Consider the following 23,023-nt stretch of genomic DNA (forward strand, 5'->3'; position numbering starts at 1 on the left):
TGTGCGGTCTTGCGGTCAGATCGGCGAGGGCTCGATCTTTGGTAGGGCGAGCTCTGGTGTTGCATCGAAGAGTTCAGCCGGCACGTAATAGAGCTTGACGGACTTGCCCTTGATCATCTTGTCCGTGTCCTTGAAATTTTTCTTGCCGACCGCTCTCCTTACCCATCGACCGACGATATTTGGCTTCATGTTTCCAAAGCTGGAGGTTTGGCGCCGCAGATATTTATGGAAATCCTCGAACCGGAAGTAGCGACGCCCCTCGTCCTCGTCGTGATATGGCTTACCAAGAAGGACTTCCGCCAACGACTCGGCCTTATGCTTATCGGTCAGGAACACGCGCAGCAGCGACCTCATCTCGTGCTCTTCCGTTTCAGTCTCTGGTATCGCCTCGAACTCGGCTCGCGCCCGCGCCTCGCGCAAACACTCGTACCACGTGTTCTGCTTCATCTGGTCGAAGACAGCTCCTAGCCGGGCAGCACACCTCACGTTGAAGGTGTAGTAGTGCATGACCTCTCTGACGGGCAGAGTGACGTCGCCCCAGCCTCTCAGCGTCAGCCGCCATTCATCCTCCTCGCCACCGGTAAGCACAACGATCTTTTCAATCGTCGGATATCGGTCGTCACCATCGCCGCCATCGGCCAGACGCGGCGGGTTCCCTTCCTTTTGCCCATGAGCATAGTTGCGATGGTATTGCTGATGGAAGTCGGTCTCGTTCTTGCCGCGCGCGTTCCACGCCTCGAGCACCCGCCGTTGCATCACCGCGTAGTCGATGTCTATGACGCTGGCGCATCTTCCTATGTCGCGCGCGATCTCCATCAGGGTGTCGTCTGCCTTTCCCCCCGGCGCTTCCGCCAGCTTGCGCAGCCACCCTTGCAACAGCTTTTCGAACTCCTCGGACGTCAGCGACCCTTCTGCCTTCTTCCGGTCGTCGGTCCGAGCCGGGGGTGACGCCTTCAGCGCCATGAGCTGCGCGGGTATCAGGGCCGACTCTTCGGCCAAATCCAGGAATTCTGGAAGCGACATCGCAAGACCGCTGTTCTTCACCGCATAGCGCGTCGTCTCCTCGCCCTGAAAGTACGGGACATTCAACCACCCGCCCGCCTTGTCTATATCCGAGGTTCGCGTCTGCTTCGGAAATATCTCGGTCTTTGCCGGGAAGCCCAGCAGATCGGAGAACTCGCGAAGCCTTCGCTGCAGATCGATGGCGGGCATTGGCTCCGAGAGGAAGACATATAGATGGGCACCGCCCGACTTACTGCGGCAAACGACCAGCGGCAGCCCATTCTGCCTCACGCGAGCGACAAGCTCCGAGTGCACGACGTCTCTGTCGTCAAGATCGATGGCGCCCCAAAGGCAGGTATCGTTGCTCCATAAAGGGCAGATGCCTAGCGGCCTCGTCCCGTCGAGATGAAGCTGCCAAAGGTCCGGTGTCGGCGGCTCGTATATCGTCTTTGCCGAGCCCCTTATACTGATCTTCTCGCCGGGCTGAACGAGCGTCGGCTCGTGTCTGTAGGTGCCGTGATGATCGGCACCACGGAACAATTCGAACAGGCGCTGTGCGGCAGAGGTCTGCGATGGGCTAGAAGGCTGAACACTCATGCTTCGCCCTCCGCCCGCGCCAAAGCCGCCTGCCAAACCTCCTCCTCAAAGCAGTCGTCGGGATCGTAGCCAACTGCCTTGAGCAACTGATCGTCCTCGTCCTTAATGAGTCGAAGGAATTCCCAATGCGCGTCGTTCTCTTGCTCGGTTCGATGACCGAAATCGAGAGGGGATGCTGTATTCCGGCCAACGATCCGCCGCTTGGATGCGCGGTCGAAAGCCGACAACAATCTCCGCAACGCATAGACTTCCGCCGGTAACGGCGACAGGCGGGGGCGGTGTAGCTCTGCATCCTCGTCTGGCACCCACCTCTTCATGTATAAGGGGGCTTCAACACTACCGAGCTCGAAGAGGCGAAACGGTGGATTGACCGGCAGACCCCTGGAATCCTGCCATTCCAGCAATCGTCGCTCACCGCCTCGCCAGCTATCAAATCCGAAGATGCGCTCGTGCTTGACTAATGCGAGCTTCAGCGGTGGTGCAGCGGCTTTACCGGCCGCGACTACGACGCTATAGTTGTCGGTGTCGATTGTTTTGAACAGCAAATCGAGCTTGATTTGATGACCCGCGCTTTGGACCAGCGCGGGTCTTCGCTTTTTAGGAGGCATGGGCGACCTCCTGCGGGTCGAAACGCCCTGCCGCGATAAAAGCGTCAATGTCGGCCTTCCGATACATGACCCGTCTGCCGCCGACGACCACCCAGGGCAAAGCCCGCCTTTTATGCCTCCACCAACGCATTGTCTGAGGGCTAACGCCGAGCATCTCTGCTGCGGTCTTGGGCGGGACAAGAAGGTTTCCGCCAGCGGTAGTGTATTCCTCAAGTAACTGCGACAATTCTATCTCCCTTCGAGAACTGTTGCCGGGATTGGCAATAGTAGACGTAAGATAGCTGGCAGCGACCGGGAGCGGCTACGCCGCGCGCTAGGCGCGCGGCAGCTTTTATTCTTAGGCGATCAGGCGGGCAGTGGTAACGGCGGCAAGCACTTCCGCTCCTATGCCTTTACTGGCCTTGTCGGTGCCGCGATGCGGATCGCAGATCGACTTGACCCTTGCCGCGAAGCGGTCGAATTCCTTCAGGAAGGCCGACCAGTCGGCGACCTCATAGGGCTCCGCGCGGTCGTGGTAGTCTAAGCAGAGATCGAAGGCGACAAGCCGCTCGGCCAGCGGCCCATGCTTCAACTCGCCGAGATCGACATAACGCTGTTTCAGTAAATTCACGTAGAGGCCGCGCCGCCTCATGGTGTCCGCGCGGTCCAGCGCGTTTGGAACCTGCCCACGATCGTGCAGAATGTTGCCCTCGATCATGCGGGCGACGAGACGGCGGAAGTCGCGGCTAACAGCCTCCGCCTCAAGACAGCGGCGTACCTCCGCCCATGCGTCGGGCTGCTTCCGGCTGAGAAGGTAGAAACCTCGGCGAATGGCCCGCTGCTCCCGACGCGTGATTTCGTACCGGGGGAGGGGCGCGGCGGTCCTTAGCTTGGTGTCGCCTTCGGGGGAGAGGGCGGCGGGGTCGAAATCCGTATCCGCCACCGTCAGCTCGTTGGTTCGGTGCAGCCATTCCCAAATCGCGCGGGTATCCGACTTGTTCGATGGTCGGGCTGGTAGGCTCAATTTTCTTCTCCCCTGATCGGCACCACCTTACCTTTCTTCGCCGCTGCCTTCACGTTACGCTCGCGCCGCGCCGCTGCCGACCGTGCCGCCTCGGCCAGCACCTCGCGGCTGACGTGGGTATAGCGCATCGCCGTGGCGACTGACTTGTGCCCGACGACTGCCATTCCTACCGCCATCGGCAGGTCGGAGTCCGTGTAGGTCTTCGTGCTGAACCAATGCCTGATGGTATGCGAGCTAATCCCGTAACCCCCGGTCACATCAGCTTCCTTCATCACGCGCTTGAAAGCAGAACCCAGAACATCCACGCGCAGCGGCAGCTCCGGGTCGGTTGCCGGGCAGACCCACGGCGAGCCGACGAATCGGGGGGCGGCTTTGAGCAGCCGCTCCACTTCGGGCGTGATGGGCTTCTCCAACTGCCCAGTCTTGGTCCTGGGCCAAATTATCAGCCCGGCCTCGCGGTCAATGTAGCTCCACTGCAATTTGCACACTTCGCCCGCCCGCGCCCCCAGAGCGAAGATGAGGCGGACGGCTAGTGCCGTCGAAGGCTGCAGGCGACCCTCCGCAGCCATCGTGTCCGTTGCCGCCAGAAGGCGCGCCACCTCGTTTTCCGTGAAGAGCCTCGTCCGCCGCTTCGTACCCTTCAACCCGAGCTCCTTGAAATCCAGCGGCGGCGGCAGTGCGTTGCCGTAGAGCGTGGCCTTCTTCTTGCTGCGCGACCAGTTGAGCGCCGCCCGCAGTAATCGCATCGCGCCCTCGGCCTGCGCCTTGGCCGGGGGCAGGGGCTTGGCATTCGGACTGGGTTTCTTGCTGCGACGCTGGCGCGGGCGCTTGCTCAGCCTGTCGAAGAGCGAGTGTACGTCCTCCATCGTCAGCGCCGCCAGCTTGATCTTGCCGATCTCGGGCTTAAGAATCTTATTCGCCGTCCGCTCGTACTCATCTGCCGTCTTTTGGGCCAGTTCCGACTTCGCGTGCTCGGCCACGAACAGGTCGAGCATGTAACCCACCGTAGCTGCATTGCTCTTCCGGTTGGCCTCACGCTGCGCCTCTTCCCGCTCGGCAACAGGGTCCTTCCCCCGGTGATACTGATTGGCCATCTCCTGCGCTTGCGCGAAGGCATCGTCGGCGGTTGTCGCCTTAATGGTTGCCCACTTTGGCTTGCCGTTGGCGCGGTAGACGTAGACAAACGTCTTAGCGCCGCTCGGCCGTATGCGTAGGCCGAAACCCGTTAGGCGGCTGTCCCAGATTAGTCGGGTAGTCTTTCCGTCCTCGTGGGGCTGGGCGTTCTCCAACACGGCACGGGTGATTTTCTTCTTCGGCTCTGTCTGCTTGCTCACGGCTAGCCTCCGGGCTATCTTGCAGCTAACGCGCTCTCCGGCGTTAGCCCGCGCGCTCCAGCTGTAAACTAACGTGAGTTTTCCAGAAAAGCTAGTATCTTCAATTAAATACCAGCGTATGCCAGCTCCAGGCTAACGCCACCGGCTGCCGTACCTGCCTACTTTTAATCAGTAGGTCTCGGGTTCGAACCCCGACGCTCTCACCAAAAATTTCCAAGAAAAACAAATGCATAAAGTTTCGAATGTTGAGCGATCGCTTCGGCGAATCGGTCCGGGGGAAAATCTAGGGGAAAATCGGCCTCCCGTTTTCCCCGGCCTTGTGGCATCCTTTTCCGATGCCCGCGCCGTCGAAAAGAACGCCGTCCTCCGATCCGCATCGCTCCCTGCGGGCAGTGACGGTCCCGAATCCGTACTTCTCCCCGGCGCATGACGGTGAGGCGGGCAACCCCCGAACCATTCCGGCGATCATCAACCTCAAGGAAAGCGCCATCACGATGTTGGCCTCGCGCGGCCGGATCGACGCCGCTCAGCTCACCGCCGCGACGAGGTTCCGCGCCTTATGGGAAGCGGTGTGCCGGGGCACGCGGGCTATCGACTACGGCCGGGAGCCGGTGGACGGGGGCGGTCGTGCGGACCCGATCAGCCATAGGCAGATGCACGCGGCCGAGGAGCTTCGGCGCGTCCGACCTCTGCTGGGCGAGGAGGGTTTCTCGCTGGTGTCGCGGATTTGCGGCGAGGGCTACTCCCTTGGTGAAGTCGTCCGCCCAGGTAGCAGCAAGCGGGCCAAGCTCAAAGCCGCCCGTGATCTCCGCCAATACCTCGATCTGCTCTGTGAACTGTGGCACCTGTCCAGCCGGCGCTGATGCCCCTCATTGCCGCCAGGGCGCGCCGACAGCGCGCTTCGTGCGTAAGGCCGGCGGGAAGCATTGCGGCGGGAGGAAATCGTCGCTAGGGGCCATTGCCCGCGCGGGAAGATACTATTTCACCACGCGGGGCTTTGGGCGCGTGGGACCTCGCGGCGGAGGTTCAGGTCTGAGGTGAGATAGAAGCTCCGCAAAAGCGGCGATCTTCGCTTTCCCCTCGGGGCGGATCGGATCAAACCTCTCGGAATCAGCAATCATGCTCGCGGCGACCGCATTGAGATTGATCGCTGAGCGCTGACGAAGCTCGCTGGCAATAGCCTTGATGGCTAGCTGATTGGCGATAATGCTCTCTCGCTGATCAATGAGGCTGAGGGACATTTTTTGCATGAGCGCGAGCGTATCCTGGACGATGCCGACAATGTGCATGAAATCGTCCGACGAGGAGGAGCTTTTCGCTGATGTCAGATAGTCTTGCACGTCCTTTAACTTCTCAATCAAGTCATCTCTTTCGTCGCCCATAACCGCGCACCTCATCTTGAGCATTGGGTGGTAACGCAGTCTATGACAAGCGCCCAGCGTGTAACCAACTGTAGATACGCGTTCGCCGCAACAAATTTGCCGCGCCGCTCATAACGGATTGAGCAAGCGCCTCCTCATGCCGGAGGACGTATCGGGCTTTTGACAGTGAAGCCGCCGAAACCTCTTTCTCTGGGAAAGAAGTTGAGCTCGGGCGAGCTGCTGAAGGAATTCGACGCACGGGGCGATCATCGAAAAAGTGGGGATGCCCCTACTTCTTCCCGGCGCGAAGTGGCCGAAGCCGCAGGGATGTCAAAAGATCAACAAGCCACCGCCGTCCGCGTCGCCAACGTGCCGGCCGATGAGTTCGAGCGGCAACAGGCCGCAACCGAAGCCGGGACAGCTATCCCGGTCTCTCATTACCGGACCTTTAAGATGCAACCTAAGACGGTAAAAAGCACCATTAAATCCTAGGGTAGTTTTAGTGTCCTCGGTCTGATAGGTTTGTGGGTGTCTGCCTTACCAATCCAACAGCGCAACAGTGGAGATCGTCATGACCGATAATTCTAAGACTCCTCCCGCCAAGAAGACAATCCAAGACCCCCCAGAATACGCTGCTGCCCCCAGACAAGCCGCGGGTCGCATGGGCACCGGCAACATCGCTGGCGAAGCCGCTCTCAAGAAGGCACCGAAAGGTTCGTTAACGGGCGGTTCCGGTGATTGGCTAGGCGGGCCGCAAAACGGGGCCGAAGCGCCTGGCTCCAAGGAGAGTGGTCCGACAGGCTCGGGGAAAGCGCAGGGCGAAGGGGCAAGAAACCCCCAAACCGGCGAACGAATTGCAAGGAACCCCCAAACGGGAGAGTAGCAGCCGATACTGCTGCGACTTCGCTGTACCCACGTGGCGTCGGCGGATGACACCCGCTTCGTGAACATCCTTGCGGGAAAGGCCGATGTCGGCGGCGGTAGGTTCAACGTTCCCGTTGGGGACCTTGAAATTGCGGCCGCCACCATGCCCGGCAACCTCGCCGCGCTCTTGTGCCGCGTCATATTCATCCGCAAGCCGCCGCTTGGCGTTGGAAACAGGAGCGGGAGCGCCCCACCTTCGGCAGTTAGAACAACCACCCCAGAAACATGACAATCAGAAAGAGCCCCACCAAACCAGCAACCCATGAACTGATGCTCGGATTGGTGTTTTGATTGTCTGATTTCCGTTTGCTGATCTTTGAGGAAACGCTAATCCCGGTCCCAGGGATACCAGCGCTGACGCGCTGCCCCGACGTCCCCACTGTGTAGCCCGCACCCTTCGGACCAACGCGAATGCTGGCGCCCTTTTTGCTTATGTTGAGCCGGAGCCCCGGCGCGAGTTTTAACGACTTCCTGAACCGCATAGCCATGCAGGTTCCCCCCAATTTTAACAACCCCTGAATAGTCGCTGCTCTCAGGGCATGCCGCAAGTAATGAAATTGACGGATACCGGGGGTGCCGGGATAGAATTAACCAGATCATCGGCCTATCGGGCAATTGACATATTCAAGAGCATCGATCCGTTTTACCAGCTTGCCTGAAGCAAGAAGATGACCGCATTCAAGGCTGCGCCTTGCAGGGGAGACACATTAGCCCGATATTCTCTGAATATTATTGTGTAGTACTGTGTCAACATAGAGCTTAAACCCAACCGCCCCCTTTGCGTTGGCTTAGCCGAATGGCATTCTGGGTTGATAGATTCGACATTACGAGCAGGCATGGCAAAAGGGCGGGAGAAGAAAAAGCAGCACTATGTACCCCGCGCCTACCTAAGCGCATGGATTGACTCGGCAACGCCACCCGGCCAAACGCCTTACGTATGGATTTTCGACAAGGAAGGCGGCGCCGGAAAACGGAAGAGCCCTGAAAAGACATTCATTGAAACCGATATCTACACGATCCCTATGGTCGATGGGTCACGTGATCTGCGCTTGGAAGACGGGCTGCAACAGCTGGAGCAAGGTATCAGCACGTTACGCCAGGAATTTTTGAAAGAAAGAAGGCAGCTCCCAACCATACGGCACGTCAAACTGATAGCCTTTCTCTCCGCAATGCAGGCACGCACGCCAGCATTCCGCGAACATCATCGTAATCAGTACCAGAAGCTTCTGACGATGGGCGATGAAATTTTGGCGCAGATGGCGACCAAGACGCCAGATGAGCGGGGTCGGATAGGCGCTCTTCCTCACCTCTCGAACGGTCGTCCGTTCATGACGATGGACCAAGTCCGCGAGATTGCGGAGCGCCCGATTCAGGCACTGCTGCCTCGCAATCTACGCATCGAGGTGCCGATTCTTGTCCAAATGCAGTCAACAGTTCTCTGTGCCACTGGCAACGCCGAGTTCATCACTTCCGATGCCCCCGTATCAAGATATGATCCAGAAGCGCATAAACGGCCCTTGATGCTTCAGAGCGCCGGACTCGCGTTCCCAACGATCGAAATCGTCATGCCATTGTGTCCTCGAATAGCTCTCCTCGTGCACCACGTTCAACCAGTGTCACAGGGCATAAAACCGATTGTCTATTGCAACGTTGAGGAAGCGATTGTTGAAGAGGTCAACCGGCGCACCCGTGCGTTCGCGCATGAGCATGTTGTCTCTTCACGAGATCAATTCAAACCGGAGTGGCTCGGATTGGAGCGCATAATTCATGAGGATTGACAAGCGCGGCGATCAGCCACTTCGAGCATCATCAATCTGCCGTCCTCGATCCTGCCGCGATCCGGATAGTAGGCTTGGCCTTTGTGGTGCCGGCCTGGGCTTCCAAAAGCAGGAGGCGAGGTAGGTCTCGGGTTCGAACCCCGACGCTCTCACCATGAAATCAAAGACTTACAAGAAAATTGGTGATTTTGAGCCCTCGTAAAGTCACACGCGTCACACGGCTAATTCGTCGTACGCTTCTGCATCGTCGCCTTGATCCGCTGCGGAATCTCTTTCGTCGCGCGAGATGATTGACCCATCATTTGATGACGAGGGATGGCGGGAGCCTTATCTAGCCAGGATTGGACGCGTCAGCCTACGGAGAAAACGACTGACTGCACTCTTGGCCGAGATCTGAATTGGGGGCGTAACTACGCCTGTTCCAAGGTACTGTCGCCCCTTATTCGTCAGGGAGAGTGTTTCGGTGAAGCCAAAGCCGCCGCCATTAGTCTCTCTTGTGATCAAACCAAGCAACTCCGCCTCTGCATCCCAGGGGGAATAGTGATCTTCCAAGACCTCGATACTGCCACCCTTGTCGGCGATTTCGCCGAGCATAGTCTTGATATCCACGCGAAGCCCTTACCCAAATAGCCCGGCAGCCGAACGTGAGAGCATTATCCCATCGCGTCTAAGAGTGAACAGTACAATTTCTCGGTATGAAAATTTACACCTATATCAAGCTGCCCTCGCAACAAGATCAGGACCGATGACGCCCCGCGATCTCAGGCGAGACATGCAGTAAGGACCGCCATCGAGAATCGATGCGCGAGACACCGGCGAAATCGGATCTGCAGGTGGCACCGAGCGGAATAGTCGCCTCAGGGCAGCGGCAGGTGAGAGTAATGATTTCTTTTCGATTGGCGCGCGGCTCACCGCTAAACGGTCTGGCCCCATATGGCGCGCGTGAACCGCGACGTCACTCGGAGGAATAAAAAAGCCCCGCCGAAACACGGCGAGGCTCTGATGCTACCGATCCGAGAAACTCTTATTAGAACTTCACACCGATACCGAACTTCAGTTCGTGCTGGTCGAGGTCGACATCAATGCCCAGGATATCTTTTTCGCCGTAGTCGTTGAAGCGATATTCGCCGCGGGCGAAGATGTTGTTGGTTATGGCAAAGTCGACGCCGGCACCGACGGTGTAGCCGTTGAACGTCTCGGTTTCCTTGTCGAAGCCGGGCGCATCGACGTAACCGCGCGTGGCGGCCCAGCCGGCTGCGCCGTAAATCAGAGCCTTATCAAAGGCGTAGCCAACACGACCGCGAACGGCTCCAGCCCAATCCGTCCCGACTTCTGCACCCAGCGCGTCCTCTTCATTCCAATTGTATTCGAGGTTTCCTTCGATGCCCACGACAAAGTTATCGAACTGGAAATTGTAACCTGCGAACCCGCCGAAGACGCCGCCGTTGAAATCCTCAGAGGCAGAGGCACCGCCGGCGCTGAAATCACCGTTCAGCCAAGCGGCGCCGCCATCGATACCGAAATACGGACCCGACCAGGTGAAAACAGGTGCCGCCGCAACCGGGGCGGTCGGGGCCTCCTGAACGACATCGGCCGCAAAGGAAGTGGTAGCGACAAGTGCGAGAAAGGCAGTGGCGATAGCTAACTTCATCTTGGTACCTCATGGAATTACATTAGAGCTAAATAATATAGCAACTACTCAACAGAAGGCTGTAGCAATAAGGACACACTCGCGAAAATGTAGGCTGTCGTACAAGTTGTTTTATCGCCGGGAGAGAGGGGAGGGCCGAAGCCGGCGTCGTCAGAAGTCGTCCTGATCAGGGCACACGGATCGTCGATTTGCCTTTCCGAGACCTTCGACCCCGGAACCAAACCCGCTCGCATGGAATTTGACCGCTGAGTAATCTTGGAGGTCTCCGATGGACAAGACACCGAAAACGGCCATCCGTGGAATGATGTTGTACGTGCTCGCTCTCATCGTCTTGGGCGTTCTGGCGGGCGCCGTCTACACGATCTATGGCCATCCCGCCGATCCGTCTGAGCGGCCAGCGGCGGAGACCATTCCGCAAAAGGCCACAGCTCCGCAGTGAGCGGCACCATCCCGGTTATTCTTAATCGCCCTTCGAGAACGAATGGTGACATGGAAGGCGTTTTTGGAAACGCCTGGGGTTCTACGCCAGGAAGCCGCACAGGCGGCAATGAAAAGGGCTTTGGAAGGCAAGGCGGAAAAGTGGTCACCGATGAGGAATGGCGCGCGGCCAAGCCCGTTCAGCGCAGGCGAATGATTACCGTGGGCGCCTATAGTACCCCTACCCAAACGGAGTAACTTTCGCTTTCTCGGTGCGCCTATCGGGTAATCTTGACAGTCGCTTGCATTCTGACACCCTGCAGCTATGGGGAGTGGTCGTGGCCGCGGGGGAAAGCATGAATATTTCTAAGAACGCAAAATCAGTTTGCTTCTTTCTCTCTTTGACGTTGCTTTCGGCTCATCAAGCATTCGCGTTCACTCTTACCCGCCGTATAAGTGTCCCGGACTGGATGGATCCCTATATGGCCATATTTGTAGTTGGCGCATTGTTTGGTTATCTAGGATTGGTGGTGACAAAACCACGCGGAGTGCCTGTTAAGCAGCTTTCTAGGGTGAAAATTTCACCCCTCGCAAACTTCTTTCGCGTCTTCTTTGGTTCCATGTTTCTCACGTTCATGGCTATGCTGTTTGTAGGCATGGCCCTTCGTCGGTACGCCGAATATTAAATGCCGGCATATGATTTGGATGAGGACTGCGAAGTCGACGGGTCAGCAATGCAAGAACATCGATTTAGCGCAGACCCACCGTGTCGGGAAAATAATTGCTTTCAAGCATAGTTGGATATGCGGGTTCCGGAGCGCCTTTAGCATCATTGTTTCCTCAGTGCACAATGATGCCTATTTCGCCTCGATTGCGTGAAGCTGAACGGAAGTCCGCGTTGCGAGATCACCGCATCGAGCCGGGTTACGCAACATGATGAGGCCGCGGCGTACGCACGCCTTCTGCATCCCGCGTCTCGTGTGCGCCGCAGGCACAGCCCTGCGCAACACCTACGCACCCAACAGATGATCCTCTGGCCGGATCGCCGCGGCGACGGCCGGGTCGGCCGGAAAACAAGCGGCATCCGGGGCTGTCGATTTCTATTGGCAAGGTCCCGTGTTATGATCCCGGAAGTGGCGTTGTTCGCCCGTGTTGTCTGCACAGAGACTTGTCCAATGAGTGAAATGGACGTGCTTTTTGCCACCCTGCGACAGGCGGCCGACCCGCAGACGGTCGAGTGCATCGAAAACGTCGTCAGGCATGGCGCCGATCGCGATCTCAATCGCATCAATGCGCTTGCTTTCGCCGAAAAACACCATCTCGACGAAGAGAAAACCATCGCCGCCTTTCTGCATGCCGCCCGCATAGGCGCGTTCGAGATGACCTGGAATGTGCTTTGCCCGGGATGCGGCGGCGTCCTTGACAGCGGCGCAACGCTCAAAGGCGTCGTTCAGGACACCTATCACTGCGCGCTTTGCGCGGCCGGATATGAACCGACGCTCGACGAGATGGTCGAGGTCACCTTCACGGTCAGTCCGCGCGTGCGCAGGATTGCCGCCCACGAGCCCGACCGGCTGCCGCCGCTCGAATATTACCGCCAGATCTTCTTCAGCTCCGGCGTCGACCTGCCGGAGGATCTGGAAGCGAAGTTTCAACGCATTCTGCTGGAGATGATCGAGCTGGCGCCGGGCGAGAAGGCATTCGTGTCGCTGCAGCTGCCGGCGCAATTCGTCATCATCTTCGATGCGGTCACGCATTCCGCGCAGTTCATCGACGTGCAGGGCGAGCCAACCGGCGAACGCCAGAACCTCTCCATGGTCATCAGCCGCGGGCATGCGCTGAACGAAACCGTGACGTTGCGCCCGGGTCTGCTGCGGCTCACCCTCGAGAACCATACCGATCGCCGGGTGGTGCCGAATGTCTGCATCGCCGGAGATGACCTGCATGACCTCTTGGGCCGCCGGCGGGCTTTTCTGACGGCCAAGCGTCTGCTGACGAACCAGAGCTTCCGCGACATCTACAGGACCGATACGCTTGACGTCGACCAGCGCCTGAAGATCACCAGCCTGACGTTCCTGTTCACCGATCTGAGGGGCTCGACGGCACTTTACGAGCGCGTCGGGGATCTTGCCGCATTCGACCTGGTGCGGGCGCATTTCCGCGTTCTTCACGAGATCGTCGCCACCGAGGCGGGCGCCGTCGTCAAGACGATCGGCGATGCTGTCATGGCGACCTTCCCGAGCCCGGATCGCGCGGTCGCTGCCGCACTCAGAATGCGCGAGGCGATGAGCCGGTTGAATGCCGAACACGGCAGCGAAGACCTGCTCCTGAAGATCGGCATCCATGAGGGACCGTGCCTTGCCGTCAACCTCAACGACCGGCAGGACTATTTCGGCCAGACCGTCAACATCGCCTCCCGCGTCCAGGGCCTTGCCGACCCCAACGTGATCATGACGACGGAAGCGATCGTCGAGGATGTCCATGTCTCGGAGATCCTGCGTGACAGCGGCGTCACCTCGGCGTCCCGGATGGCGGAACTCCAGGGCATCGGCAGGGAGGTCAGGATCTTCGCCCTGTCGTGAGCGCCGTTGCGCGAGTTGGCAAACCTCGCCGCCATCCTCAGCCTTGTGCTGCCGTTGCGGTACAAGCCCGAGCATGACGAAAAGCGAGGTTGAACCTTGTCAGCCGTCTGAATGCCGGGGCGTCAGCCCCGGCATTCCGATTTACGCCACCAGACCCTTGGTCAGTTCCAGCGCCTGCCGTTCGAACAGCCGCCGGTAGATGCCGCCGTTGAGGCGGATCAGTGCCTGGTGGTCGCCCTCTTCGACGATCTTGCCCTTGTCGAAGACCAGCAGCCGGTCGAGGGCGCGGACCGTCGACAGGCGGTGGGCGATCACCAGCGTCGTGCGGCCGTCCATCAGCCGTTCCATGGCCTGCTGGATCTGCACTTCGCTCTCGCTGTCGAGGCTCGACGTCGCCTCGTCGAGGATCAGCACCGGCGCGTCGGCGAGGAAGGCGCGGGCGAGGGCGACGCGCTGCCGCTCGCCGCCCGACAGCTTGACGCCGCGTTCGCCGACCATCGTTTCATAGCCCTTGGGAAGGCTTATGATGAAGCCGTGCGCATTGGCCTGTTTCGCCGCCTGCTCGATCTCGCGCCGCGAGGCGTTCGGTCGGCCATAGGCGATGTTTTCCGCCAGCGTGCGATGGAACAGGATCGGCTCCTGCTGCACGATGGCGATCTGGCCGCGCAGGTCTGATTGCCTGACGTCGGCGATATCCTGTCCGTCAATGCGGATGGCGCCCGAATTGACGTCATAGAGGCGCTGGATGAGCTTGACGAAGGTCGTCTTGCCCGAGCCCGAATGCCCCACCAGGCCGACGCGCTCGCCCGGCTTGATCGTGACGGAAAAGTCCTCATAAAGCGGATCGGGATGAGCGCCATATTGGAAGGTGACGCGGTCGAAGACGATCTCGCCCGTACCGATCGCGATCGGCCTGGCGTCCGGCTTGTCCTCGACACCAAGCGGCATCTTGTCGAGCAGCACCAGCTCTTCCATATCGTTGACGGCGCGCTGCAGGTTGCGAATGTCCTGGCCGACATTGCGCAGATACCCCTGCAGAACGAAGAACATCGCCAGCACGAAGGTGATGTCGCCAGGCGTCGCCAGCCCCTGCCGCCACATGATGAGGCCCGTTCCCAGAATGCCCGCCTGCATGGAAACCATCATGAAGCCCTGGATCGTGCCGCTGAATGTACCCCGCTTCCATGTGCGCCGCGTGCGCCTGTCCCATTTGGCCAGCACGTGGCGCAGGCGCAGCTCTTCGCGGTTTTCGGCGCCGAAGGCCTTGACCACCGAATTGCAGCTGATGGCATCGGCGAGCGCGCCGCCAAGCTTGGTGTCCCAGGCATTGGCAAGCCGCGCTGCCGGCGACACGAAGCCCATGGAAAGCGCCACGGTCGCGCCGATATAGATCAGCGACCCCAGAGCCACGAACAGACCCATGACCGGCCAGTAGCTGCCGAGCACGAGGCTGGCGCCGACGAGCATGACGATCGATGGCAGCAGCGCGACCAGCAACAGGTCGTTGAGCGAGTCGAGTGCCCACATGCCGCGGGTGATCTTGCGCACGGTCGAACCGGCAAAGCTGTTGGCGTGCCAGTCGGTGGAGAAGCGCTGCACCTTGTGGAAGCCGTTATTGACCACATCCGCCATGATGCGCAGCGTTAACAGGATGATGCCGTTGAAGATGAACCAGCGCAGCACCACGCTGGCAAGGCCCAGAACCACGACCATGACAAAGGCGCTGAGCGCGCCATCGGCCGCGTTGCCGCCGGCAATGGCATCGACGATCCGGCCGGAAAACACCGGCACCATGACTTCGGCCAGCGTGCTGGCAACGACCAGCACGATGATGGCGCCGACCAAAACAGGCCGATGGGTCCAATGATGAAAAACAAAGCCGAGCACCTGGCGATAGGCATCGGCGCGAAAATCGAGCTTCTTGCGAGTCATCTTAACCTGCCCGGCCCGGATTTCGGCGACCGGTCCTCAAAATCGAGAGTGAGATGCCACAGCCCAGGCGGGAGACAAAATGATCCCGTCAGATCAATCGGGCTATGAAGGATGAAAAAACCGCATGTCTGGCGCGCTGGAGGCGGGCCGCGAATGGAAGTGACCTAGCGTCGGCACATTCCATGCGGGAAGCTGTCGATGAATGCTGGTGTCATGCAACGCCTCCCTGTGTTCGATCTGGAGTGTTAGATCTGAGCGGTGAGCGTTATGTAGCGGAGCAATTCGCCATTGCCAAGCGGATTTTTACAACCTTGCAGGCAGTGATGCGGAAACGACACAGCTTATGAGCTTGCATCCTGCGGTATCCGTCCGTCTGTTGCTGCGCGCAGACACTGCCAAGCCCTGCGCCCGTCAATAGCTGCACGAGCGCGCGTTGCCGGGTCTGAATCCACCGGCACAAGCCGGGTTCCTCGATGTATCCAGCTGATATTGAAAATCCTCGCTGTCGTGCCGACCAGGTGAGGTGCAGGAAGACGCGATGGCGGAGAGGCCGATCAGCACTCCGGCTGCGGTCAAGCTCATAAATCGGTTCATCTGCGTCTCCTCCAGGGTTGATCGGCGCGCGCAATCTATCATGGCGGCATATGCAATTGCGAGGAGAGCTGGACGCGATCATGCGCATCCGAGCATGCGATTTGCACATTTTATGTCCGGTCGATCCGGCCACGCTATTCTGTCGTTATGGAAGTAGTTGCACTGTGTTTGCTGGCGAACCAAACCTGATTTGTCTTGAATTACTCAAGCTTTTTCAGTAATATAATCCCATAAAAAAGTAATATAAATGGGAGGATACTATGCCAGAAGCTCGGTTCGAGCCGGTTTTTCTTCGTCGTCAACATTTCGTCGCTGAGATCACAAGTCTCGACGAAATCTTCGATTTTCTGGAAGAGTGGCCGCAGGACAAGCGAGGTTTGGCATATGACACGCTGCTGAAGGCATGCAGGGATACGGCGAGCGGCCGTTTCCCGCTGAACGCGGCGCGGGAGAATTTCCGGCGGTTTCTGAAGATGTCGGGCGTGCTGGCGAAGGCCGAAGGCGCGGCGAAATTCGAACCGCTGATGAGCGATCATCCGATCGGCAATGCCTGATCACAAGCGCACAGCCGCGGCCGAAAACGAGGCGGGTTCGGCCGCCGCGAGAAAATCGGCGGTGCGCTGATGCATGTCGCCCGGAAATGTGCAGCGGTTCCGGGCGACATGCATAAAAACAAAGAGTTTTAGCTCAGGTGCCGGCTGGTATTGCTCCAGTCGCATCGGAAAACCAGCATCGGCTTGGAAAATCCCTTGAGCCGGCGGCGCGTCGCGTGGGCGAGGACATCGGTCGCGCCATATTCCCGGAAAATATTCTCCGACACCAGGATCTGGTCGCTGGCGGCTGCCGCGCAGAGGCGGGCCGCCAGCTGCACGGTCGAGCCGAAGAGGTCGTTGCTGTCCTCGACCGGCTCGCCGCAATCGAGCCCGATGCGGATATGGATCGGCTGGGCATTGTTGCTGCCGTTATAATGTTGGAATTCCTGCTGGATCGCCATGGCGCATTCGACGGCTGCCGTCGTCGCCGCGAAGGCCGCCATGATGCCGTCGCCAGTGTGCTTGACTTCGCGGCCTGATTTTTTGCCGAGGCATCGGCGCACGATTGCGTCATGGGCCCGGACCAGCTCTGTCCCCATACGGTCGCCGAGGCGCGCCGTCATCTCGGTCGAGCCGACGATATCGGTAAAGAGGATCGCCCGGTGACCGGGATCCATTTGCGGCGACGACTGGCCGGGCGCCGGATCGGGGTCATTGATGCGGCCGAGAAAGGCCTCGACCGCCGACAGAGCCACCTCGACGATCTCATTGGCGACAAAGCCGTGCGCCTCGCGATGCACGCATTGGACGGTTTCCATATCGGGCGCATCCACCAGGCAGAAGGCTGTCCCGCGCCGCTCGTCGAACCAGTAGGTGAGGAACTTGACGCCGTACTGATCCTGAATGTCGATATCCATCCGATGCGCCTGGGCAACCTCGGCGGGCGAGGTACCTTCGAGATAGTGCCGGTCCATGAAGATGGGCATCGCGCGTCCTCCCAGATCCGCCGCGTGCAAGAAGCGGTATTGTACGATCCGAATGCCTCCCCGTCCACCTTCGGGACAATCAACGATGCGTTCGTGGCGCTGCGTTGCTTCCGGAAAAGGAGTGCGTTGCTGCATCGTCGGCAGAATATGCAAGAAAATAGCCAGTTTTAACGAGTAGGCCCGGTGCGCTAAGTCTGATATTTACCATAATCTGTCATTTAATGACTGATTGCAGGGTTTCCGGACCCCCTCGAGAGGCTTCAGGCGTTTCCCCGTTCTCAGGCCTCGCCCGCCGGATCCTGGTTGGAGAGACATGTCTGTCGCGGCTATGATTGGCCAAGATCGAAATGCGCCGCCAACGGCACGCAACTTGCATATTATCGATTAGCTCGCCGAAATCAGGAAAAGCTGTAGCAAAGTGAGACAGAGGGCACATTTTCGACCGGTCGGCCTGGCCTCGATGGGGCTCGGGCACTATGCCGTTATCAACTCTGTGTGGGATGCCGCGCGCACGCTCCTCCATGACTGGCCGGTGGACGACGGCGAGGAATATTTCGAAGCCGTCAAAGCCTGCCTGGATGCGATCATCGGCGATCTGCCGCCGGATCATGTGCGGGCCGCCTTCGTCAGGGCTGCGCAGGAGGCGGGCATCGCCGTCATAGAAGCCGCCGACTGAACAGCGGCCTCATCTCGATCTCCGTTTTCTCCCGTTTCCACGTGAAGGTCCCGCGGCGCTTGACTTCTGCGGGCAACGGTCTAGATTGGAACAAAACAGGAACACTGGAGATGGTCATGACACATACGGAACAGGTGATCGCCAACGCCCTGGCCCTCGTCGAAGCCTCCCGCGCGGCCCGCGAACGGGATCAGCAGCGTCGCGCCGCCTGGCAGAAAAAGGTCGAACTCAGCCGGCCGCTGCCGCCCTTGCCGCGGCCGGTCCAATTGCCGCTGGCGTTGAACTGATGCAGCCGGCAAAGTCATTCAGGCCCGATCCGGCGTGCTCTACCTCGGCTTGGCCCGATCGCGCATGGGAGGTGGAGGCCGTGCTCGCCTGGCATGACGACGATGCCAAGGCGGCGATCCGCACGCTGCTCGACGACTGCAGGCATCTGCGCCGGCAACTGGCGCTGGCGGAAAGCGTGATGAGCCGCGGAATGGCCCGCGGCTGGACACCGCGATACGAACGCGACGCCCTCTGAAACGTGCCTGCGGCGACGTCTGTTGCGATCGCCGCGACCGGGGCGGTCATGACTGTTGGTCCGCAACCGGGCCAAGGCCGACAGTCGCGAGATAGGTTTCCAGCGCTGAAGCCTCGCCGGATGCGACGATGGCGCCGATATAACCGTCCGGGCGCACGAGCACCTTGTCGCCCGGTGTCAGGGCATAGGCTTCGCGGAAATGCCCTTCTTCGTCGATGACATCGCCGCCCCGGCCGATCCTGTGGATATGCAATCCGTGGCGCGGCGGCACGGCCGCCTGGCCGACCTCGTAGCAGAGCAGGGTCCAGTGGGCGCCCTTGAACATCTCGAACAGACGTCTTGGCTGGCCGGCTGCACCGGTGAGCGGCGCGTCCGGCGCGCGGTCGCCGGCAAACACGCCGCCGCGGCGTTCCGGCTTTTCCAGCGCAAGCGAGGATTCGGGATAGCCGATGTCGAGCTGATGGACGTCGCGGCCGCGCCTGATATCGCCGCGCTTCAGAGCATCGAGTAGTCTGGTCGCCAGGCCGAGCATCGCCGCGGCGATCGGGCGACGCTCCTCCTCATAACTGTCGAGCAGCGCATCGCAGGCGCCGGCCGCGACCGCCGCCAGTTTCCATCCGAGATTATAGGCGTCCTGGACGCTGGTATTGAGGCCCTGGCCGCCGGTCGGCGGATGTGTATGGGCGGCATCGCCGACGAGAAAGACGCGGCCAAGCCGGTAGCGATCGGCAAGCCGGGCATTCATGTTGAAGGCCGAGGCCCAGGAGACCGAGCGCACGAAAATGTCGTCGCGGCCGGTGCGCTCGCTCACCAGCGCGGTCAAGCCGGCGGCCGACAGGTCGATTTCGCCGTCAAGCGGGATTGGCCCCTGGATCTGGAACAGATCGGTTCCCGCCAGCGGGCAAAGCGCCAGCTGCCGCTGCATGTCGCCTTCACCGAAGCGATGCCAGGCATCGCGGTCCAGTCCCGTCAATTCGACATCGGCGACAATGGCGCGCACGCCGAGCGTCTTGCCGGGAAAACCGATATCCAGCGCCTGGCGTACGAAGCTGCGGCCGCCATCGGCGCCGACCAGCCATCGCACGCGGATGGTCTCTTCGCCGGATCGGCCCTTGAGCCGCGCCGTCACGCCCGTCTCGTCCTGCTCGAAACCGGTGAGCTCGCATCCGAATTCCGGCCGGTGCCCCAGCTCGATCAGACGCTCGCGCATCACGCCCTCTGTCAGAAACTGCGGCACCATCAGCGGAAGACGATAGGGCTCGGCAGGCGTCGGCTCCTCGCGCAGGACGGCGTCGGATTCGCCGACACTTCCGTCGTCGCGATATTCCCGCTGCCGAGGATATGCGCCGCCGCCCGCGACGACCCGGTCGAGGATGCCGAGATCCTCGAAGACCTCCTGCGTGCGCGGCTGAATACCCTTGCCGCGCGAGCCGCGGAACGGGTCGTCCAATTTCTCGATCAGACGGAAAGATACGCCACGCCTGGCCAGCTCGATCGCCAGTGTCAGCCCGGCCGCACCGGCCCCTGATATCAGCACGTCGATTGCAGAATTCTGTGTCATTGTCGTCTCCATATGTGTATTATGCACATAATTGGAGAATCATCATGACGTCAAGAAAAAATGTGCATAATACACATATGTCGGAAAAACTGCGCGAACTGCATGGGGCCCTGATCGAGATCGTCAGCGTCATGAACCGGCCTCAGCGCGACGAGCAGATGGTGCGCGAGGCGGGCATTTCGCTCGACCGCGCCCTGTTTCCGCTGCTGGTCATGGTGGAGCGCCTCGGTCCGATCGGCGTCGTCGACCTCGCCGACCGCGCCGGGCGCGACTACACCACCGTCAGCCGCCAGGTCGCCAAGCTTGAAAGCCTTGATCTCATCGAGCGTCGCGGAAGCCCCGCCGACCGCCGCGTGCGCGAGGCGGTCGTCAGTGCAAAAGGCAAGGCGATGACAGACCGCATCGACGCCGCACGCGAAAAGCTCGGCCGTGCAATCTTCGAAAGCTGGGACGAGCACGACTTCAATGAACTGGTGCGGCTGATGCGCAAGTTCGCCAATGAGATCAGCGGCGACATCGGCGGCAGCGCGACGAAGCCGCAGGAAGAGGGCGATTGACGGGTGGGCGTCGACAAAAGCCTTGTGTCAAAATACTTTTGCGGCCGTAACTTCGACCTCCACGAGGAATTCGGGGCGGGTGAAGCCGGCGACGATGATCAGCGTCGAGGTCGGTTTCGGATCGAGCGTGTAACGATCCCGGACCGCCATATAGTCGGGGAAGTGCTCGCGCTTCGTCACAAAGCCCGAGATGCGGATGACGTCGGCAAAACTCATCTCCGCCTCGGCAAGAATCGCACTGATTGCCTGGAAGCAAAGGTCTGCCTGCGCGCCGACGTCCTCCGACACCTTCTCGTCGAGACCGATGCCGAGTTGTCCCGAGGTCACGAGCAGCGAGGCGCCCGGCGGCACCAGCAGTCCGTGATTGTAATTTCCGAAGGGACGGCGCACGGACGAGGGATTGAGGATCCTCTTCATTAGAAGCGCTCCATCGCCGTCTTCACCTTCTCCAGAAACCTCGCCCGGGTTTCGGCTGTGCAATTGTTCATGTCGTAATGCGCAAGAAAGGTGACCGGCCTTAGCGGATTGATCTGCGCTCTCAGGACACGTTTGACGATCTTCTTCGGCGGATTGCCGGCCGCGAAGGCGCGAAACGGCGTGGCGCCGTATGTCAGAACGGCTGCGAGCTTTCCGATATGGCGCAGCCGCGATTCCACCTTGCCGTCGACGAGATCGAAGGAAACACCGGGAAGCCAGACGCGATCGAAATAGCCTTTGAGGATTGCCGGGAAGCCGAAGTTCCAGATAGGCGTCACCAGCACCAGCCCTTCGGCCTGCTTCAGCCGATCGACATAGGGTTTTACCAGGTCGGTATTGGCAGGATAGTCGTGATAGGTGAGCCGGTCGTGACGGGAGAGAACGGGATCGAATTTCTCGGCATAAAGATCACAGGCATCCACCGCGTGGCCGGCTTTCTCAAGGCTTTCCAGCGTCTGTTTGTAGAGAGCCTTGCCGTAGCTTTCCTCGACCGGATGCGAATGAAGGACGAGAACGTTCATCAGGCCTCCATGACGCTCGCAAGGCCGGGAAAGAGATAGTTCTTGCCGGCGTCGAAATCGAAATCCGGATTCTCCCACGCAATCATCTTGCCGGGGTTCAGTAGCCCGCGGGGATCGGTCTCGTGCTTAAAGGCGAGCTGTACCTTGTCGGTTCGCTTCATGCCGCCTTCCTCCAGCGTGTAGCGGTGCGGATTGAAGATCGGGCAGCCGTGATCCTGGTGGATCTTGATGATCTCCTCGAGCCGTTGCTCTGTGGTGTAGCGCACAAGCGGCAGGCCGGAGCATTGGATCTGCCCGTCGAACTTGATGAATTCGAGATGGCCCGGCACTTCATCACCGAAGATTTCCACCATCTTGGCGACCTTGGCCACGTGATCCGGGCCTGGGTACTGCACCTGCAGATAGGTGAAGCTGGGGTCGACCTTGAGGGCGCGCAGGGTCGTGTGGTTCCAGGCAAGCTCATAGGCATGCGGAATGCCTTTCATGCTTTCCACTCTGTCGGAGCGGAAGGTGATCTCGCCCTTGTGAGCGGCGGCAAAGGCCACGAACGCATCCATGGAATGAGGCGCGATCATTAGCACCACCACCGACTGACCCTTGCGGATATAGGATTTATGCCGGGTGAAATAGTCGTGCGGTATCGGTGCGGCGATCGGCGCGATCTCCTTGACCAAGATTCCGTTGCATTTGGCAAGCGCATCCGAGAAGCGCACGGCAGCCATGAAGTCATCGTAGCCGACGAGCACGTCGACCCAATCATAGGCGGGCGCCAACGGCATTTCGATCTCGGTGATGATGCCGTTGGTGCCATAGGCATGGCTGACCTTCTGCAGGTCCCAGCCGGTGAGATCGAGCACGCGCGGCTCGGCCTCCATGGTGACGACGCGCAGGCGCAGGATATTGCCGAGGTCGCGCAGGCCGCCCCAGGTGATCGAACCGACGCCGCCGGAACCGCCGGCGATGAAGCCGCCCACAGTTGCCGTCTGAGCGGTCGACGGATGGAAGCGCAGTTCCTGGCCGGAATGGGCCTTGGTGTGCTTGTCGAGCTGGGCGAGTACGATGCCCGGTTCGCAGATCACCCGGCCCGGATGGATCTCCTTGATCTTATTCATGGCTGCAAGGTTCAGCACGATACCGCCGGAAAGCGGCATGGCCTGGCCGTAATTGCCGGTCCCGGCGCCGCGCGGAGTCACCGGCACGCCATGGGCAAAGGCGACCTTCAAGGTCCGGATCACCTCTTCCTCGTTCTTCGGCGTGACGATGAGATCGGCCGTCACATTGTCGAGCTGCGCCTTCAGGATCGGCGAATACCAGTAGAAATCACGGCTCTTCTGGCGCACCAGCGCCGGATTGTCCTCGACGGCTACACCCTCGAGTTCCGTTTTGATCCTTTGATAATCCGGCAT

26 protein-coding genes are annotated in these 23,023 nt (G+C 59.9%); 11 read left to right on the plus strand and 15 right to left on the minus strand.

Annotation, left to right across the window (positions count from 1 at the left end):
- Positions 1-15: 15 nt before the first annotated feature.
- The 4 genes from CO655_RS24920 to CO655_RS24940 form a co-directional block, all read right to left on the minus strand.
- Positions 16-1,599 carry a hypothetical protein gene (locus CO655_RS24920; protein WP_097667219.1) on the minus strand — a complete coding sequence of 528 codons (1,584 nt, stop codon included), beginning with the start codon at positions 1,597-1,599 and terminating at the stop codon, positions 16-18.
- Positions 1,596-2,207 (minus strand): hypothetical protein, encoded by a 612-nt coding sequence (locus CO655_RS24925; protein ID WP_097667220.1) that lies wholly within the window; start codon positions 2,205-2,207, stop codon positions 1,596-1,598. The genes CO655_RS24920 and CO655_RS24925 overlap by 4 nt, the downstream gene beginning before the upstream one ends.
- A 337-nt stretch (positions 2,208-2,544) precedes the next feature.
- On the minus strand, positions 2,545-3,210 hold the full coding sequence (locus CO655_RS24935) for a hypothetical protein (protein ID WP_097667221.1): 666 nt from the start codon (positions 3,208-3,210) through the stop codon (positions 2,545-2,547).
- A complete protein-coding gene (locus CO655_RS24940) occupies positions 3,207-4,544 on the minus strand; it encodes a site-specific integrase (RefSeq protein WP_097667222.1) in 1,338 nt (445 codons plus the stop codon). Before CO655_RS24940 ends, CO655_RS24935 begins: the two co-directional genes overlap by 4 nt.
- Positions 4,545-4,879: 335 nt before the next feature.
- Here CO655_RS24940 and CO655_RS24945 point away from each other — a divergent pair, with 335 nt between their 5' ends.
- Positions 4,880-5,407, plus strand: coding sequence for a hypothetical protein (locus CO655_RS24945; protein WP_097667253.1), 528 nt, complete (start codon positions 4,880-4,882; stop codon positions 5,405-5,407).
- Positions 5,408-5,521: 114 nt separating this feature from the next.
- On the opposite strand, the gene CO655_RS24950 is transcribed toward CO655_RS24945, so the two are convergent.
- Positions 5,522-5,926: a hypothetical protein gene (locus tag CO655_RS24950; RefSeq protein ID WP_097667223.1), complete on the minus strand. Its 405-nt coding sequence runs from the start codon at positions 5,924-5,926 to the stop codon at positions 5,522-5,524.
- A gap of 159 nt (positions 5,927-6,085) precedes the next feature.
- Here CO655_RS24950 and CO655_RS24955 point away from each other — a divergent pair, with 159 nt between their 5' ends.
- Complete coding sequence (locus CO655_RS24955; RefSeq protein ID WP_097667224.1) at positions 6,086-6,397, plus strand: hypothetical protein; 312 nt, start codon at positions 6,086-6,088, stop codon at positions 6,395-6,397.
- 635 nt (positions 6,398-7,032) lie between these two features.
- On the opposite strand, the gene CO655_RS24965 is transcribed toward CO655_RS24955, so the two are convergent.
- On the minus strand, positions 7,033-7,317 hold the full coding sequence (locus CO655_RS24965) for a DUF4236 domain-containing protein (protein WP_097667226.1): 285 nt from the start codon (positions 7,315-7,317) through the stop codon (positions 7,033-7,035).
- 348 nt (positions 7,318-7,665) lie between these two features.
- Between CO655_RS24965 and CO655_RS24970 the strand changes: the two genes are divergently transcribed.
- Positions 7,666-8,607, plus strand: a complete 942-nt coding sequence (locus tag CO655_RS24970; RefSeq protein WP_097667227.1) for a DUF4238 domain-containing protein — start codon at positions 7,666-7,668, stop codon at positions 8,605-8,607.
- A gap of 327 nt (positions 8,608-8,934) precedes the next feature.
- On the opposite strand, the gene CO655_RS24975 is transcribed toward CO655_RS24970, so the two are convergent.
- A complete protein-coding gene (locus CO655_RS24975; protein ID WP_245423908.1) occupies positions 8,935-9,216 on the minus strand; it encodes a hypothetical protein in 282 nt (93 codons plus the stop codon).
- A gap of 418 nt (positions 9,217-9,634) precedes the next feature.
- Positions 9,635-10,258, minus strand: a complete 624-nt coding sequence (locus CO655_RS24980; RefSeq protein ID WP_097667229.1) for an outer membrane protein — start codon at positions 10,256-10,258, stop codon at positions 9,635-9,637.
- Positions 10,259-10,526: 268 nt separating this feature from the next.
- Between CO655_RS24980 and CO655_RS33945 the strand changes: the two genes are divergently transcribed.
- From CO655_RS33945 to CO655_RS24990, 3 genes are all read left to right on the plus strand, one after another.
- The gene (locus tag CO655_RS33945) at positions 10,527-10,697 is read left to right on the plus strand and encodes a hypothetical protein (protein ID WP_010025782.1); all 171 of its coding nucleotides are present in this window, start codon (positions 10,527-10,529) and stop codon (positions 10,695-10,697) included.
- A gap of 334 nt (positions 10,698-11,031) precedes the next feature.
- A complete protein-coding gene (locus tag CO655_RS24985) occupies positions 11,032-11,361 on the plus strand; it encodes a hypothetical protein (RefSeq protein ID WP_097667230.1) in 330 nt (109 codons plus the stop codon).
- 489 nt (positions 11,362-11,850) lie between these two features.
- Positions 11,851-13,257, plus strand: coding sequence for an adenylate/guanylate cyclase domain-containing protein (locus CO655_RS24990; protein ID WP_097608779.1), 1,407 nt, complete (start codon positions 11,851-11,853; stop codon positions 13,255-13,257).
- A gap of 141 nt (positions 13,258-13,398) precedes the next feature.
- Here CO655_RS24990 and CO655_RS24995 read toward each other — a convergent pair whose 3' ends face one another.
- Entirely contained in the window at positions 13,399-15,189 is a 1,791-nt protein-coding gene (locus tag CO655_RS24995; protein WP_097667231.1) for an ABC transporter ATP-binding protein, read from the minus strand.
- A gap of 411 nt (positions 15,190-15,600) precedes the next feature.
- Positions 15,601-15,783: a hypothetical protein gene (locus tag CO655_RS34395; protein WP_097667232.1), complete on the minus strand. Its 183-nt coding sequence runs from the start codon at positions 15,781-15,783 to the stop codon at positions 15,601-15,603.
- A gap of 260 nt (positions 15,784-16,043) precedes the next feature.
- On the opposite strand from CO655_RS34395, the gene CO655_RS25005 reads away from it, so the two are divergent.
- The gene (locus CO655_RS25005; RefSeq protein WP_097667233.1) at positions 16,044-16,337 is read left to right on the plus strand and encodes a DUF982 domain-containing protein; all 294 of its coding nucleotides are present in this window, start codon (positions 16,044-16,046) and stop codon (positions 16,335-16,337) included.
- A 128-nt stretch (positions 16,338-16,465) separates the two neighbouring features.
- Here CO655_RS25005 and CO655_RS25010 read toward each other — a convergent pair whose 3' ends face one another.
- A complete protein-coding gene (locus tag CO655_RS25010) occupies positions 16,466-17,302 on the minus strand; it encodes a nickel-binding protein (RefSeq protein WP_097667234.1) in 837 nt (278 codons plus the stop codon).
- 418 nt (positions 17,303-17,720) lie between these two features.
- Between CO655_RS25010 and CO655_RS25015 the strand changes: the two genes are divergently transcribed.
- From CO655_RS25015 to CO655_RS25025, 3 genes are all read left to right on the plus strand, one after another.
- A complete protein-coding gene (locus tag CO655_RS25015) occupies positions 17,721-17,978 on the plus strand; it encodes a DUF982 domain-containing protein (protein ID WP_038688810.1) in 258 nt (85 codons plus the stop codon).
- A 116-nt stretch (positions 17,979-18,094) separates the two neighbouring features.
- Positions 18,095-18,265 (plus strand): hypothetical protein, encoded by a 171-nt coding sequence (locus CO655_RS25020; protein WP_164517744.1) that lies wholly within the window; start codon positions 18,095-18,097, stop codon positions 18,263-18,265.
- Positions 18,265-18,501 carry a hypothetical protein gene (locus CO655_RS25025; RefSeq protein ID WP_097667235.1) on the plus strand — a complete coding sequence of 79 codons (237 nt, stop codon included), beginning with the start codon at positions 18,265-18,267 and terminating at the stop codon, positions 18,499-18,501. The genes CO655_RS25020 and CO655_RS25025 overlap by 1 nt, the downstream gene beginning before the upstream one ends.
- Before the next feature lie 46 nt (positions 18,502-18,547).
- On the opposite strand, the gene CO655_RS25030 is transcribed toward CO655_RS25025, so the two are convergent.
- Positions 18,548-20,062: an FAD-dependent oxidoreductase gene (locus CO655_RS25030; RefSeq protein ID WP_097667236.1), complete on the minus strand. Its 1,515-nt coding sequence runs from the start codon at positions 20,060-20,062 to the stop codon at positions 18,548-18,550.
- Positions 20,063-20,106: 44 nt separating this feature from the next.
- On the opposite strand from CO655_RS25030, the gene CO655_RS25035 reads away from it, so the two are divergent.
- Positions 20,107-20,619 carry a MarR family winged helix-turn-helix transcriptional regulator gene (locus CO655_RS25035; protein WP_097667237.1) on the plus strand — a complete coding sequence of 171 codons (513 nt, stop codon included), beginning with the start codon at positions 20,107-20,109 and terminating at the stop codon, positions 20,617-20,619.
- Positions 20,620-20,646: 27 nt separating this feature from the next.
- On the opposite strand, the gene CO655_RS25040 is transcribed toward CO655_RS25035, so the two are convergent.
- The 3 genes from CO655_RS25040 to CO655_RS25050 are packed head-to-tail and all read right to left on the minus strand — an operon-like array spanning position 20,647 to position 23,023.
- Complete coding sequence (locus tag CO655_RS25040; protein WP_097667238.1) at positions 20,647-21,036, minus strand: Rid family hydrolase; 390 nt, start codon at positions 21,034-21,036, stop codon at positions 20,647-20,649.
- A complete protein-coding gene (locus tag CO655_RS25045; protein ID WP_097667239.1) occupies positions 21,036-21,617 on the minus strand; it encodes an NAD(P)H-dependent oxidoreductase in 582 nt (193 codons plus the stop codon). Before CO655_RS25045 ends, CO655_RS25040 begins: the two co-directional genes overlap by 1 nt.
- A complete protein-coding gene (locus tag CO655_RS25050; RefSeq protein WP_097667240.1) occupies positions 21,617-23,023 on the minus strand; it encodes an FAD-binding oxidoreductase in 1,407 nt (468 codons plus the stop codon). The genes CO655_RS25045 and CO655_RS25050 overlap by 1 nt, the downstream gene beginning before the upstream one ends.

This window comes from Rhizobium sp. M1, from assembly GCF_002531805.1.
GTDB classification, from domain to species: domain Bacteria; phylum Pseudomonadota; class Alphaproteobacteria; order Rhizobiales; family Rhizobiaceae; genus Rhizobium; species Rhizobium etli_C.